The organism is Bacillus cereus group sp. N8 (assembly GCF_016483685.1).
Classification (GTDB): Bacteria; Bacillota; Bacilli; order Bacillales; family Bacillaceae_G; genus Bacillus_A; species Bacillus_A proteolyticus.
This window is the reverse complement of record NZ_JAEHBK010000122.1, coordinates 1-739: the sequence shown is the minus strand read 5'-3', so window position 1 is coordinate 739 and position 739 is coordinate 1. Positions and strand designations below refer to the sequence as shown.

Genomic DNA, 739 nt, shown 5'->3' with positions numbered 1-739 from the left:
AAGAAGGATTTTTAAACAACTATATTATTTTTTAAATGACTTTATTGTAAATTAAACAACTTTATTATCTCTGTACACCAAAAATAATCGTTTTTGATAATGTGATTAAGCCTTATTGCCGTTCTTGCTCCATTACTACACAAACCCCTATTGCTTGTACAACTTCAACATTTCTTGGAGCCACAAAAATTGAATCTGGTTGATCAGTTTGATTAATGTATTAGCATGCGAACGGGGCTCAAGAAAAAAAGACTATAAAACCAAAAAGACAGCTCCGTTTAGAGCTGTCTTTTGACCTAAAAGTCGTTCTGACTTGAGCCGAAATGGCTTGTTTTAATGTTTCTTATTGCTCGCACAAAACAGGTTAGTAATTATTCGCTTTACCCGATTCCCCAGCATCATAATCAAATTTTAACGTGGTAAATGGTAACCGCACATCAAGTCCTTTAAATTTTAACGGAACTAATTTGCTCATACCCATCACCCCTAATTTCACAATTTTGTCTACAACATTTCTAATCGGATTTTTTACTGGGGCCTGCACCAGCAGCACTCCTGCGGAGTCGGGAATCGAGTAAAACGAATAATTAACCAAATTATATCAAATTAAGTAAAAAATATCTATTTTGAACCTACCGACATTTCAAACTAAAAAGGGGTATCGCCACACACCCATCAACTTAAGGGATATTTTTATACAAAATGCGATCTTTTCACGTAGTATTTTATTATCGTTTAT

Annotated in this window: 1 protein-coding gene; it reads right to left on the bottom strand. The window is 34.1% G+C overall.

Translation table 11 applies throughout. The features are described 5' to 3' along the window. Positions 1-364: 364 nt before the first annotated feature. Complete coding sequence (locus JDS80_RS30675; RefSeq protein ID WP_044440133.1) at positions 365-544, bottom strand: hypothetical protein; 180 nt, start codon at positions 542-544, stop codon at positions 365-367. Positions 545-739 lie beyond the last annotated feature (195 nt).